Origin of the sequence: Variovorax davisae (assembly GCF_030316845.1) — a bacterium.
GTDB lineage: Bacteria > Pseudomonadota > Gammaproteobacteria > Burkholderiales > Burkholderiaceae_C > Variovorax > Variovorax davisae.
The window spans coordinates 185,322-197,801 of the sequence record NZ_JASZYS010000010.1; the positions used below are offsets into that span (position 1 = coordinate 185,322).

Annotated in this window: 12 protein-coding genes; 9 read left to right on the top strand and 3 right to left on the bottom strand. The window is 68.9% G+C overall.

Going from position 1 to position 12,480, the window contains the following annotated elements; translation table 11 throughout:
• Window positions 1-19: 19 nt before the first annotated feature.
• On the bottom strand, window positions 20-2,341 hold the full coding sequence (locus QTI33_RS22785; RefSeq protein ID WP_286508609.1) for an ATP-binding protein: 2,322 nt from the start codon (window positions 2,339-2,341) through the stop codon (window positions 20-22).
• A gap of 121 nt (window positions 2,342-2,462) precedes the next feature.
• Here QTI33_RS22785 and QTI33_RS22790 point away from each other — a divergent pair, with 121 nt between their 5' ends.
• From QTI33_RS22790 to QTI33_RS22805, 4 genes are all read left to right on the top strand, one after another.
• Window positions 2,463-3,662, top strand: a complete 1,200-nt coding sequence (locus tag QTI33_RS22790) for a threonine ammonia-lyase (RefSeq protein ID WP_286508610.1) — start codon at window positions 2,463-2,465, stop codon at window positions 3,660-3,662.
• A gap of 107 nt (window positions 3,663-3,769) precedes the next feature.
• On the top strand, window positions 3,770-5,047 hold the full coding sequence (locus QTI33_RS22795) for a capsule polysaccharide biogenesis protein (protein ID WP_286508612.1): 1,278 nt from the start codon (window positions 3,770-3,772) through the stop codon (window positions 5,045-5,047).
• Between the two features lie 60 nt (window positions 5,048-5,107).
• The gene (locus QTI33_RS22800; protein WP_286372168.1) at window positions 5,108-5,260 is read left to right on the top strand and encodes a hypothetical protein; all 153 of its coding nucleotides are present in this window, start codon (window positions 5,108-5,110) and stop codon (window positions 5,258-5,260) included.
• Window positions 5,261-5,473: 213 nt separating this feature from the next.
• Window positions 5,474-7,321, top strand: a complete 1,848-nt coding sequence (locus QTI33_RS22805; protein WP_286508613.1) for a phosphoenolpyruvate carboxykinase (GTP) — start codon at window positions 5,474-5,476, stop codon at window positions 7,319-7,321.
• A 66-nt stretch (window positions 7,322-7,387) separates the two neighbouring features.
• Here the strand turns inward: QTI33_RS22805 and QTI33_RS22810 are convergent, their stop codons facing one another.
• Window positions 7,388-7,933, bottom strand: a complete 546-nt coding sequence (locus tag QTI33_RS22810) for a hypothetical protein (protein WP_286508614.1) — start codon at window positions 7,931-7,933, stop codon at window positions 7,388-7,390.
• A gap of 107 nt (window positions 7,934-8,040) precedes the next feature.
• Here QTI33_RS22810 and QTI33_RS22815 point away from each other — a divergent pair, with 107 nt between their 5' ends.
• Window positions 8,041-8,997 carry a LysR family transcriptional regulator gene (locus QTI33_RS22815; protein ID WP_286508615.1) on the top strand — a complete coding sequence of 319 codons (957 nt, stop codon included), beginning with the start codon at window positions 8,041-8,043 and terminating at the stop codon, window positions 8,995-8,997.
• Here QTI33_RS22815 and QTI33_RS22820 read toward each other — a convergent pair.
• On the bottom strand, window positions 8,994-9,146 hold the full coding sequence (locus QTI33_RS22820) for a hypothetical protein (RefSeq protein WP_286508617.1): 153 nt from the start codon (window positions 9,144-9,146) through the stop codon (window positions 8,994-8,996). The genes QTI33_RS22815 and QTI33_RS22820 overlap by 4 nt on opposite strands.
• Before the next feature lie 149 nt (window positions 9,147-9,295).
• Between QTI33_RS22820 and QTI33_RS22825 the strand changes: the two genes are divergently transcribed.
• The 4 genes from QTI33_RS22825 to QTI33_RS22840 are packed head-to-tail and all read left to right on the top strand — an operon-like array spanning window position 9,296 to window position 12,438.
• Entirely contained in the window at window positions 9,296-10,129 is an 834-nt protein-coding gene (locus QTI33_RS22825) for a metallophosphoesterase (protein ID WP_286508618.1), read from the top strand.
• Between the two features lie 2 nt (window positions 10,130-10,131).
• Window positions 10,132-11,361 (top strand): spore maturation protein, encoded by a 1,230-nt coding sequence (locus QTI33_RS22830; protein ID WP_286508619.1) that lies wholly within the window; start codon window positions 10,132-10,134, stop codon window positions 11,359-11,361.
• A gap of 43 nt (window positions 11,362-11,404) precedes the next feature.
• A complete protein-coding gene (locus QTI33_RS22835; protein ID WP_286508620.1) occupies window positions 11,405-11,941 on the top strand; it encodes a flavin reductase family protein in 537 nt (178 codons plus the stop codon).
• Window positions 11,938-12,438 carry a BON domain-containing protein gene (locus QTI33_RS22840; RefSeq protein ID WP_286508622.1) on the top strand — a complete coding sequence of 167 codons (501 nt, stop codon included), beginning with the start codon at window positions 11,938-11,940 and terminating at the stop codon, window positions 12,436-12,438. Before QTI33_RS22835 ends, QTI33_RS22840 begins: the two co-directional genes overlap by 4 nt.
• Window positions 12,439-12,480 lie beyond the last annotated feature (42 nt).

Here is a 12,480-nt window from a genome sequence, read left to right on the forward strand (position 1 = left end):
GCTTTTCTTGTGTGCAACCTTACTGGACGAAGCCGATGCCGCGCGACTCGCGCACTTCGGGCTTGATCCGGTGCTCGGCATCGAGCTGGTCGAGAAACTCGTCGGCCGAGAAGGCCACCGACAGGATGTCGGTCTGGCGCTTGACGGCCGCGAAGTCGCCCGGACACAACTGCGGCAGCCTGGCGAGCCGAAGCTTGATGTCATGGGTCAACCGGGCTGCATCGCCGGCCAGCGCCTCGGTGACGAACATCCGCTCGCGCTGCTCGCCCGTCAGCGGCATGAACTTGATCTTGAAGGTGAAGCGGCGCAGCGCCGCCTGGTCGAGCCGGTCGAGCAGGTTGGTGGTGCAGACGAAGATGCCGTCGAAGCGCTCCATGCCCTGCAGCATCTCGTTGACTTCGGTCACCTCGTAGGTGCGCTGGGCTCCGCGGCGGTCCTGCAGGAAGCTGTCGGCCTCGTCGAGCAGCAGCACCGCCTTCTCGGCCTCGGCCTCCTTGAACATGGCCGCCATGTTCTGCTCGGTCTCGCCGACGTATTTGCTCATCAGGTCGCTGGCCTGCTTGATGATCAGCGGCCGGCCGATCGCCTTCGCGATGTGCTCCGCCAGGGCGGTCTTGCCGGTGCCGGGCGCACCATAGAAGCACAGCGTGCCGTGGCCGCGGGCCTTCAGGGCCTCGACGATGCGCGGGATCTCGAAGCGGGTCTCGACATTGAGCATGTCGAGGTCGTAGGTCGTGACGCTGCGGCGCGCGCCCAGGGCATCGGGCGTGCCGAGCGCGAGATCGGCGTTCTTGAGCTGGCGCTCGATCAGGTTCTCGACCGAGCCGCCCTCGGTCATCGCCAGCTCGGCGAAGCGCACCGCGGTGCGGATCTGCGCCGGTGTCAGGCCCTTGCGCCCGGCCAGCTTGGCGGTGAAGGCCTCGGACACCGAGACGCCTTCGAGCGTCTTGCGCACCAGCTGCTCGCGCGCGCCGGGTGGCGGCGACTTGAGCTCGAGGTGGTAGGCGAAGCGGCGCCGGAAGGCCGGGTCGATCTGCTCGATGCGGTTGGTGACCCACAAGGTCGGCACCGCGTTCGATTCGAGGATCTGGTTGACCCAGGCCTTGCCGCTGACGCTGCCGCTGGCCGGCGAGGGAATCTGTTCGGCGCGCGCCATCAGTTGGGCGGCCTCGGTGCTGATCGGCGGAAACACGTCCTCGACCTCGTCGAACAGCAGCGCCGACTGCTCGCTGCCCTTGAGGAACACCTGTGCGATCTGCAGCGAACGGTAGCGGTCGCGGCCCGACAGCGAGTTCCCATCGCGGTCGGCATACTCGACCTCGAACAGCTCCAGCCCCGCGGCCTGCGCCACCACCTTGGCGAGTTCGGTCTTGCCGGTGCCGGGCGGGCCGTAGAGCAGCACGTTGACGCCGGGCTCCTTGCGCGCGACCGCCGCCCGCAGCAGGGTGACCAGCATCCGGGCCTCGTCCTCGACGAAGGAGAAGTCGTGCACCGAGAGGCTGCTCTTGGCGGACGGGCGGGTGAACACCGCCATCAGCTCGTTGCGGTCGCGGTACTCGCGCATCAGCACCGGCGGCAGCTTCTCGCTGACCTTCATGAGGTCGGCCAGGTCGGTGATGTTGTGCTCGGAGATCAGGTTCTCGACCAGCCCGATGCGCTCCAGCCGCGAGCCCGCGCGCAGCGCCTCGCCGACTTCGCTGGCATTGACGCCGGCCACCTCGGCGATCGCGGCGTAGGCCTCCGGCGCGTTGTTGACCTTGAACTCGACCAGCAGCGAACGCAGGTCGCGCTGGTAGCGCGCCAGGGTGCCGTAGAGCAGCAGCGCGCGCTCGGCCTTGTTGAGCTGCAGCAGGCCGGCCAGCGCATCGATGTTCTTCTCGACCAGGGTCGACTGCTTGCGCAGCGCATGGGTGAGCCAGTCGCGCGTGACCGACAGCACCGACAGCAGGTCCTTGGGCTGGTCCTTGGCGTATTCGTCGAGGTAGAAGAACAGCGTGCCTTCTTCGTAGGGCCCGCGCCAGACGCCGTGGCGGTCGAGCAGCGTGCGGCCGTCGAAATCCTCGACCCCTTTCCAGACCTCGTTGCCGACGCAACGCCGGCCGAGGAACTCGCGCAGCCGGTGCAGCACCGGCAGCGGCCAGACCAGATGGCGGCCGGTGAGCGACAGCAGGCCGTTGAGGTCGCGGCGCACGTTGAAGCGCGGGCCCTGCTTGGCCGCGAGCGTGAGCACGAAGTGCGAACACATGAGTTCGAGCACCGGCGCTTCCTTGAGTCCGGGCGACGGCAGTGCATGGCCGCGGGAAGCCGCAGCCACTGCATCGACACCGGAACGCTTGACCATCTGGCAACCTCCCCCGAGGGGATGTGTGAATCTGGAAGCGACCATAACGCAGAGTATTGGCTTCGGGAAGCCTGCGGACACGAAATACCAGGATGTTGCGATTCCGTCCACAATGGCGCCGATGGTTGGAATCGAAGACATCGAGCGCGCGGCCCTGCGTCTCCACGGGCAGTTGCTAGAAACCCCCTGCGTCGAATCGCGGACCCTGTCCGAGATCGTCGGCGCCCAGGTCTTCCTGAAGTTCGAGAACCTGCAGTTCACCGCCTCGTTCAAGGAGCGCGGCGCATGTAACAAGCTGGTCGACCTGGCCGAAGGCGGCACCCGTGGCGTGATCGCCATGTCGGCCGGCAACCACGCGCAGGGCGTGGCCTACCACGCGCAGCGCCTGGGCCTGCGAGCCCTGATCGTCATGCCGCGCTTCACGCCGGGCGTGAAGATCGAACGCACGCGCGGCTTCGGCGCCGAAGTGGTGCTGCACGGCGACACGCTGGACGCCGCCCGCGCGCACGCGCTGGCATTGGCCGAACGCGAGGGATTGGCCTTCGTCCACCCCTACGACGACGAGGCGATCATCGCCGGCCAGGGCACGGTGGCGCTCGAGATGCTCGACGCGGTCCCCGACCTGGACGTGCTGGTGGTGTCGGTCGGCGGCGGCGGCCTGGCCGCGGGCATGGCGCTGGCCGCCAAGGCGCGCAAGCCCGGCATCCGCATCGTGGGCGTCCAGACCTCGCGCTTTCCGGCCATGGTGAACGCGGTGCAGGGCACCCACCATCCCCAGGGGACCAGCACCATCGCCGAGGGCATCGCCGTCGGCACGCCCGGCGTGCTGACGCGCGACATCATCGCCCGGGAGGTCGACGAGCTGCTGCTGGTCGACGAGGGCGACATCGAGCAGGCGGTGCTGATGCTGCTGGAGATCGAGAAGACGCTGGTCGAGGGCGCGGGCGCCGCCGGCCTGGCCGCGCTGATCCGCCATCCCGACCGCTTCCGGGGCCAGCGCGTGGGCCTGGTGCTGTCGGGCGGCAACATCGACCCGCTGCTGCTGGCGGCGATCATCGAGCGCGGCATGGTGCGCGCCGGCCGGCTCGCCCGCGTGCGGGTCAGCGCCCGCGACGTGCCGGGCTCGCTGGCCCATATCACGGCCACTGTCGCAGAAGCGGGCGCCAACATCGACGAAGTCCACCATCAGCGCGCCTTCACCATGCTGGCAGCGCAGAACGTCGACGTCGAGCTGGTGCTGCAGACCCGTGGGCGGGAGCATCTGGCGGCCGTGCTGGAGGCCCTGGCGGCGGCAGGCTTCGAAGCCGTCGAGCAGCGCTAAGAACGGGTCGGCCGGCTCTTCGGAATTTTCGGTTCGTTCGCCTGAAAGGGCTCCCTCGCGCTCGACCGGAAGGGTTGGCGCCGCTTCGCCATTAGCCTCGGGGCGACATGATCGAACGCGGAATCCACGCCTTCCGAGGGCAAGGCGTCCTCCTGCTGCAAGGACCGGTAGGACCTTTTTTCAGCCGCCTGGCCCAGGACCTGAAACTGGCCGGCGCCCGCGTCTTCAAGGTCAACTTCAATGCCGGCGACCGCCTGTTCTACCGGCGCGGCGCCTTCTCGTTCAAGGGCGCGATGGCCGACTGGCCGGCCTGGCTGGAAGCCCTGCTCGACGAGTTGGACATCGACGTGATCCTGCTGTTCGGCGATTGCCGCCCGATCCACGTGGTGGCACACGAGATCGCCATGCGGCGCGGGCTGGAGGTCGGCGTGTTCGAAGAGGGCTACCTGCGCCCGCACTACATGACCTTCGAGCGCCACGGCGTGAACGGCCACTCGCAGGTGCCCCGCCAGCCGTCGTTCTACCTGGCGCAGCCCGAGGCCGCCCGCCCCCGCCGCAAGGCACTGGGCAACACCTATTGGCACATGGCGGGGTGGGCGTTCCTGTATTTTTCGATCGGCAGCCTGGGCAAGCCCTGGTTTCCCCGCTATGAGCACCATCGCACGCTCGCGCTGACCGAAGCCTGGCCCTGGGTCCGCTCGGGCTGGCGCAAGCTCAAGTACAGGGCGCTGCAGCACGGCATGCTGGAGCGCCTCTGCACTCGCTGGGACAAGCACTTCTTCCTGGTGCCGCTGCAGGTCTTCAACGACGCGCAGATCTTCGTGCATTCGAGCTTCGACTCGGTGGAAGCTTTCGTCGAGGAGGTGCTCGTCTCGTTCGCCCGCCACGCCCCCGCCGACACCGCCCTGGTGATCAAGCACCACCCCATGAGCCGCGGCTACACCGACTACGCCGCCCTGGTACGGCGGCTCGCCCGGGCGCACGGGATCGCCCAGCGCTGCTTCTACATCCACGACCAGCATCTGCCGACGCTGCTCAGGCACGCCCGCGGCGTGGTGGTGGTCAACAGCACGACGGGGCTGCAAGCCCTGGAGCACCACGTTCCGGTCAAGGCCCTGGGCGAGGCGATCTACGACATGCCGGGCCTGTGCCACCAGGGCCCGCTCGACGCCTTCTGGCATGAAGCGCCCCACAGCGGGCCCGACCGGGTGCTGCTGCGGCGCTTCGTCAATTTCCTGATCGCCCGCAGCCAGCTCAACGGCAGCTTCTACAAGGCTTGGCCGAAGGCGGCAGCGAAATCCGAGAACCCGTGGTGCGCCACCGACTGGGGGGATTGGCTCGATCGCTCGCCCCCGGGGCCGGCAAAAGGTCTGGCAACCCCCTAGACCGAGGCCCGCGGCCCAGCCGGTAAAATGGCCCCAGTCTTGAGAACCCAAGGAAGCCAGATGTCGAACCCCACCCCCATCGAACCCGGCCACGCCGCCGCCGTCGAACAAGACGCGGTCGAGTCGATCGTGCCCCTCATGCCCCTGGTGCTGCCGCTGGTGGGCGGGGTGCTGATGCTCCTCCTGGCCTCCATCGCCATCTACATGGCCTGAACCCGGCGGCGCCACCGCGCGGCATTGCATGCCGCCAGCGGGGTGCCCCCTGCCGCAGCCGGGCCGGCCGTCACTGCCACGACCCATCCCCCGGTCCGCACGGTCTTCCATCCAGCCCCTCCCTAGACGGAAGCGTTTTCTCCAACGGATCTCGATCGCCCCGTGGCCTCGCGTCCCGTTCGAAAAGACGATTTACAACTTAGGAGATAGACGATGAACGCACCGCTGAAGGGTCTTGCCATGCAGGCACCCTCCTACGTCAAGAACGCGAAACTGATCGCGTGGGTGGCCGAGATGGCTGCCCTGTGCAAGCCCGAGCGCATCCACTGGTGCGACGGCAGCCAGGAAGAATACGACCGCCTCTGCCAGCAGATGGTCGACGCCGGCACCTTCAAGAAGCTCGATCCGGCCAAGCGCCCCAATTCCTTCCTCGCCACCTCCGACCCGAGCGACGTCGCCCGCGTCGAAGACCGCACCTTCATCTGCTCGGCCCGCAAGGAAGACGCCGGCCCGACCAACAACTGGATGGCGCCGGCCGAGATGCGCGCCACCCTGCAGCCCCTGTTCGACGGCTGCATGAAGGGCCGCACGATGTACGTGGTGCCGTTCAGCATGGGCCCGCTGGGCTCGCCCATTGCCCACATCGGCATCGAACTGTCCGACAGCCCCTATGTGGCGGTCAACATGAAGATCATGACGCGCATGGGCCGTGCCGTGTTCGACGTGCTGGGCGACGACGGCGAGTTCGTGCCCTGCGTCCACACGGTCGGCGCACCGCTGGAAGCCGGCCAGAAAGACGTGGCCTGGCCCTGCAACAAGACCAAGTACATCGTCCACTACCCGGAGACGCGCGAGATCTGGAGCTACGGCTCGGGCTATGGCGGCAACGCCCTGCTCGGCAAGAAGTGCTTCGCGCTGCGCATCGCCTCGAACATGGGCCGCGACGAAGGCTGGCTGGCCGAGCACATGCTGATCCTCGGCGTGACCAATCCGCAGGGCCAGAAATACCACGTGGCGGCCGCCTTCCCGAGCGCCTGCGGCAAGACCAACTTCGCGATGCTGATCCCGCCGGCCGGCTTCGACGGCTGGAAGGTCACGACCATCGGCGACGACATCGCCTGGATCAAGCCCGGCGCCGACGGCAAGCTCCACGCGATCAATCCCGAAGCCGGCTACTTCGGCGTCGCGCCCGGCACCAACATGCAGACCAATCCGAACTGCATGGCCAGCCTCGACCGCGACGTGATCTTCACCAACGTCGCGCTGACCGACGACGGGGACGTCTGGTGGGAAGGCATGGGCGAAGCACCGGCCCACGCGATCGACTGGCAAGGCAAGGACTGGACGCCCGCGATCGCCAAGGAGACCGGCGCCAAGGCCGCCCATCCGAACGCCCGCTTCACGGTGGCCGCCATCAACAACCCGGCGCTCGACGCCGCCTGGGACGATCCGAAGGGCGTCGCCATCGATGCCTTCATCTTCGGCGGCCGCCGCTCGACCACGGTGCCGCTGGTGACCGAGGCCCGCAACTGGGTGGAGGGCGTCTACATGGCCGCGACCATGGGCTCCGAGACCACCGCCGCGGCCGCCGGCCAGCAGGGCGTGGTGCGGCGCGATCCGTTCGCGATGCTGCCCTTCGCCGGCTACAACATGAGCGATTACTTCCAGCACTGGCTGGACCTCGGCAAGAAGCTCGAAGCCTCGGGCGCTAGGCTGCCGAAGATCTACACCACCAACTGGTTCCGCAAGGGCGAGGACGGCAAGTTCGTCTGGCCGGGCTACGGCGAGAACATGCGCGTGCTCAAGTGGATGATCGACCGCATCGAGCACAAGGCCGAAGGCAGCGAGCACGTGTTCGGCGTCAGCCCGCGCTACGAAGACCTGAACTGGACCGGGCTGGACTTCAGCGCCAAGCAGTTCGACACCGTCACCAGCATCGACAAGGCCGCCTGGCAGGCCGAGCTCGAGCTGCACGCGGAACTGTTCGAGGAGTTGTCGCACCATCTGCCGCAGGAGTTGCCGGCGACGAAGGCAGCGATCGAGAAGCGCCTGGCCGCCTGAGCCCGGCGAGCGCCCACGAAAAAGCCGCCCGAGGGCGGCTTTTTTGCGTCATGCCCGAGGGCAGGATCAATAGTACTGGCCGAGGTTGACGCGGCGCATGGCTTCGTGGAGCGTCGGGGTGCGAACCTCGGCGGAGCGCTTCGCGATCCGGGCGAGCGACTGGTCCTTGGCCGTGACCAGCGGCTCGGCGTCGGCCACTTGCTGGTGCGTGGCGATGACGTGCAGCTCGTTCAGGATGCGCGGGTCGTGCTTGGCGTAGGCCAGGAAGCGCTCGTCGGCGCGCGCTGCGGCGCGGCGCTGGGCCACGTTCCGGCCGGCGGCGATGGCGCGGACCGCCAGCGAACGTGCCGTGCCGGCGAAGAAGGCCAGTCCGATGAAGGCCACGGCCCACAGCACCAGCCAGGCCACCATCAGGCCGCCTTCCTGGGTGATCGACACCAGCCGGTCGGCGACCACCAGCAGCGAGGACACGATCGCGGCCAGCAGCAGGGCGGCCAGGCCACGCGCGCCGTCGAAGCCGCGGCGGGCTGCGCGCACCTGTTCGAACGCCGCCTCGGCGCGAACGATGCCGGGATGGGTGGCGGGCTGGTCAACGTGGATGAAGCTGGTCATGGTGTTCCTCCTGAAAGGACGAGTGGCCGAAGCCGATGCCCTGATATTAGGGGTTACCCTAATGTTTTGCCACTTTATCCTGCTGATGTTTATCATTCACGTTGCTTATGGACGTAAACTTTCGCACGCTCGACCTCAACCTGCTTCGCGTCTTCGACGAAGTGATGGCGGAGCGCAATCTCACGCGCGCGGCCCGCAACCTGGCGATCACCCAGCCGGCGGTCAGCAATGCGCTGCGGCGCCTGCGCGAGGTGCTGGGCGATGAACTGGTCCGGCGCGCCGGCGCGGGGGTCGAGCCCACGCCGCGGGCGCTGGCGCTCTGGCCGACGGTGCGCGACGCGCTGCGGCAGCTCCAGCACACGCTGGCGCCGGGCGAATTTGATGCCGGCATCGCCGACACGACCTTCCTGCTGGCGATGGCCGACGCCACCGCCGCCGAGCTGATGCCCGGGCTGATCCGGATCGTCGAGGAGGAGGCGCGCGCCGTGTCGCTGCGCGTGCTGCCGCTGACCACCCGCGATCCGCGCCGGATGCTGGAGCAGGAGGAGGTCGATGTCGCGATCGGCTACTTTCCGGCCGTGATCGCCAGCCTGGCGGCGCGCGGGCAGTCCGGCGTCGGCGAGCCCTTCGAGACCCAGCGGCTGTATGTCGGGCAGTACGTGTGCGTGATGCGCCGGGGCCATCCGCTGGCCGACGCCCCGCTGACGCTCGACAGCTTCTGCGCCGCGCGCCACCTGCTGGTCAGCTTCTCGGGGCGGCCCTACGGCTTCATCGACCAGACCCTGGGCGCGCTGGGGCGCGAACGGCGCATCGTGGTCACGGTGAACCAGTTCTTCACGGCCGGGCGCGTGGTGGCCAATTCGGACCTGCTGACGGTGATGCCGAGGCACTTCGCCCGGGTGACCGGGATCGACGACCACCTGGTGCTGCGCGAGCTGCCCTTCGACCAGCCCCTGGTGCACGTGGATGCGCTCTGGCATCGGCGGGCGCAGCATGCGCATGCGCACGGCTGGCTGCGGCAGGCGCTGCTGCGATCCGCGCAGGCCGCGTTCGCGGGCGCTTAGCGGACGACGCTGAGCCAGGCGCTGGCGGCGGCGCGCAGTTCCTGCGCGTGATGGGCGTCGAGACCGGCGCGGCGGTCGGCGTTCTGCATCAGGATGGCGGCCGGGCTGGCATCGACAGCCTGCAGGGTCGGACGGAAAAAACGGGCCACGAGGGCAAGAAGGTGAAACATGATGGTGCGCTGCCCCAATGGGCGGCGCCGAGTGACGATGAATCAAGAATAAGGGTTTTCCCCATGTATTCAAGTTGGGCGCCATGCACAAAACGCATAACCTCATCCGCTAGACTGCATCCGCACCCATGAAGCTTCAGCTGCTCTCGGACCTCCACATCGAGGTCCATCCGCATCTCCAGGTTGCGCCGGCGGTCGGCGCCGACCTGCTGGTGCTGGCCGGCGACATCGGCTCCTACCAGGCCGGCTCGTCGCTGGCCGAACCCGATTTCGGCCTGGCCCGCTTCTCGCCGCGCCACGGCTGGCCGACGCCGGTGATCTACGTCCCGGGCAACCACGAGTACGACAACGCCGATTTCGATGACGTCCACCAGCGGCTGCGCGCGACCTGCGAGGCGCTGGACATCCTCTGGCTGGAACGCGAAACGCGGGTCATCGACGGCGTGCGCTTCGTCGGCACCACGTTGTGGGCCGACTTCGACGCCCTGGTCGAGCCCGGCGACGGCCTGGCCGAGGCCCTCAAGAAGCGCGGCAAGGCGATGCGCGCCGCCAACTTCTATTTGCAGAAGGCGGCCACCACGCGCGGCGGCCAGATCTTTCTCGCCGACGCCCTGAGGGAGCAGGCGCTGGCCTGCCAGGCCTGGCTGCGCGAGGCGCTCGCCCAACCCTTCGAAGGCACGACGGTGGCGATCACGCATTTCGCGCCGAGCCTGGCGAGCGCCGATCCCCGCTATGGCCTGAGTCCGGGCACGGCTGGCTTCTGCAACAGCCTCGACGAACTGCTGCCTCAGGCCGACCTGTGGTTGCACGGCCACCTCCATTGCCAGTTCGACTACCTGAAGGACGGGTGTCGCGTGGTCGCGAATCCGCTCGGCTACCTGGGCAAGGGGGAGCAGGACAACTTCGACCCGGCGCTGCTGGTCGAGGTGCCGCGCCCCCGCGCATCCGCTGCCGGGCGCTAGGCGTGCTCAACGGCCTGTGGCTCGGCTTCTTCCTGACCGCGGTGGCCGCGGCGCTCGGCCGCTGGCTGCTGGGCGGCGACGCCGGCGTGTTCGCCTCGATGGTCGAAAGCCTGTTCGCGATGGCCAGGCTGTCGGTCGAGGTCATGGTGCTGCTGTTCGGCACGCTGACCCTGTGGCTCGGCTTCCTGCGCATCGCCGAGGCGGCGGGCGTCGTCGACCGGCTGGCGCGGCTGCTCGGCCCGCTGTTCCGCCGGCTGATGCCCGAGGTGCCGGCCGGGCACCCGGCGCTCGGCCTGATCACGCTCAACTTCGCCGCCAACGCACTCGGACTCGACAACGCCGCCACGCCGATCGGACTCAAGGCGATGCGCGAACTGCAGACCCTGAACCCGAGCGCGAGCAGCGCGAGCAACGCGCAGATCCTGTTCCTGGTGCTCAACGCCTCCTCGCTGACCTTGCTGCCGGTGACGATCTTCATGTACCGGGCGCAGCAGGGCGCGCCGGATCCGACGCTGGTGTTCCTGCCGATCCTGCTGGCGACCAGCGCCTCGACGCTGGTCGGGCTGCTGTCCGTGGCCTTCATGCAGCGCCTGCGGCTGTGGGATCCGGTGGTGCTGGCCTACCTGCTGCCGGGCGCGCTGCTGCTCGGCGGCTTCATGGCGCTGCTGGCGACCCTGTCGGCCGCGGCGCTGGCCGCGCTGTCCTCGCTGCTGGGCAACCTGGTGCTGTTCGGGCTCATCATCTTCTTCCTGGCGGTCGGCGCGCTGCGGCGGGTGAAGGTCTACGAGTGCTTCATCGAAGGCGCCAAGGAAGGCTTCGACGTCGCCAAGAACCTGCTGCCCTACCTGGTCGCGATGCTCAGCGCGGTCGGCGTGCTGCGCGCCTCGGGAGCGCTCGACATGGCGCTCGAAGGCATCCGCTGGGTGGTCGCGCGCACCGGCTGGGACACCCGCTTCGTCGACGCCCTGCCGACCGCGCTGGTCAAGCCCTTCTCGGGCAGCGCGGCGCGCGCGATGCTGATCGAGACCATGCAGAGCCACGGCGTCGACAGCTTCGCGGCCCAGGTCGCCGCCACCATCCAGGGCAGCACCGAGACCACGTTCTATGTGCTGGCGGTGTATTTCGGCGCGGTCGGCATCCAGCGGGCACGCCATGCGGTCGGCTGCGCGCTGCTGGCGGAACTGGCCGGCGTGGTGGCCGCGATCGCGGTCGGCTACTGGTTCTTCGGCTGAGCGTTCCGGCCGGCGCCAGCGACCGCGCGGCCGATCGGCCAAAATGGACCTCCAACTGCCCCCCTCTTCCGTGACCGCTCCCGCCCAGGCGCAACCGCCTTCCTTCTCCATCGACGAGTTTCGCGCCTCGCTCGGCATGTTCGCCACCGGCGTGACCATCGTCACGGCGCGGGCGGCGAACGGGGCCCTGGTGGGCCTGACCGCCAACTCCTTCAACTCGGTCTCGCTCGATCCCCCGCTGGTGCTGTGGAGCCTGGCGCGCAGCGCGGCCTCGATGGCGGCGCTGAGCACCGGTTCGCACTATGCGATCAACATCCTCGCGGCCAACCAGAAGAGCCTGGCCGAGCGCTTCGCGGCCAAGGACATCGACCGCTGGGCCGACGTCGACTTCACCGAGGGCGTCGGCGGGGCGCCGGTGCTGGTGGGCGCCGCGGCCAGCTTCGAGTGCTTCAACCGCAGCCGCTACGACGAGGGCGACCACGTGATCTTCGTCGGCGAGGTCGAGCGCTGCATGCACAGCGCGGGCGCCTCGCCGCTGCTGTTCCACGGCGGGCGCTTCTACACGGAGCATCCGCTTTGAAGGCCGCGCCGGCCGTGCTGCTGGCGGTGGCCTGCGCCGTCGAACCCGCGCCGGCCCAGGAGCCGCCACGGCCGCTCAAGCAGAACTGGTTCGACGACCCCTTCTTCCAGGTCGCGTCGGGCATGCGCAGCTGCCCGGTGCCCGAAGGGCCGCTCTTGACCGCCGAGGAGCGGCGCGCGCAGATGCACTCCCGCCTCGAACGCGGCACCAGCTGCTGGCTGGCCGGCCGCTGCGCCGACAGCAACGCCTACCGCTACGACAAGCCGCTGGCGCCCAAGGTGCAGGCGGCGCTGGCCGCGGTGCCGGGCGTGCGGCGCGCCAGCGTCTGGGTCGTGATCCAGCGCCGCTGGGTCTACCTGCAGGGCTGCGTGCCCTCGCGCGCCATGGCCGCCGCGCTGGACCGCGCCGCCCGCAGCGTGCCCGACGTGGAGGTGGTGCTGCCCGAACTGATGGTCGGCACGCGCGGCCACCCGCCCTATGCGCTCGCGTCCCCCTGACACCGCCCCGCCGGCCCCCGGCGGCGCCACGAGAAGAACAGA

Bases quoted from the DNA above. Each gene is read 5' to 3' on its own strand.
- QTI33_RS22795 (WP_286508612.1), top strand. From the start codon at position 3,770: ATGATCGAACGCGGAATCCACGCCTTCCGAGGGCAAGGCGTCCTCCTG.
- QTI33_RS22785 (WP_286508609.1), bottom strand. From the start codon at position 2,341: ATGGTCAAGCGTTCCGGTGTCGATGCAGTGGCTGCGGCTTCCCGCGGC.
- QTI33_RS22790 (WP_286508610.1), top strand. From the start codon at position 2,463: ATGGTTGGAATCGAAGACATCGAGCGCGCGGCCCTGCGTCTCCACGGG.
- QTI33_RS22825 (WP_286508618.1), top strand. From the start codon at position 9,296: ATGAAGCTTCAGCTGCTCTCGGACCTCCACATCGAGGTCCATCCGCAT.
- QTI33_RS22835 (WP_286508620.1), top strand. From the start codon at position 11,405: ATGGACCTCCAACTGCCCCCCTCTTCCGTGACCGCTCCCGCCCAGGCG.
- QTI33_RS22805 (WP_286508613.1), top strand. From the start codon at position 5,474: ATGAACGCACCGCTGAAGGGTCTTGCCATGCAGGCACCCTCCTACGTC.
- QTI33_RS22810 (WP_286508614.1), bottom strand. From the start codon at position 7,933: ATGACCAGCTTCATCCACGTTGACCAGCCCGCCACCCATCCCGGCATC.
- QTI33_RS22800 (WP_286372168.1), top strand. From the start codon at position 5,108: ATGTCGAACCCCACCCCCATCGAACCCGGCCACGCCGCCGCCGTCGAA.
- QTI33_RS22815 (WP_286508615.1), top strand. From the start codon at position 8,041: ATGGACGTAAACTTTCGCACGCTCGACCTCAACCTGCTTCGCGTCTTC.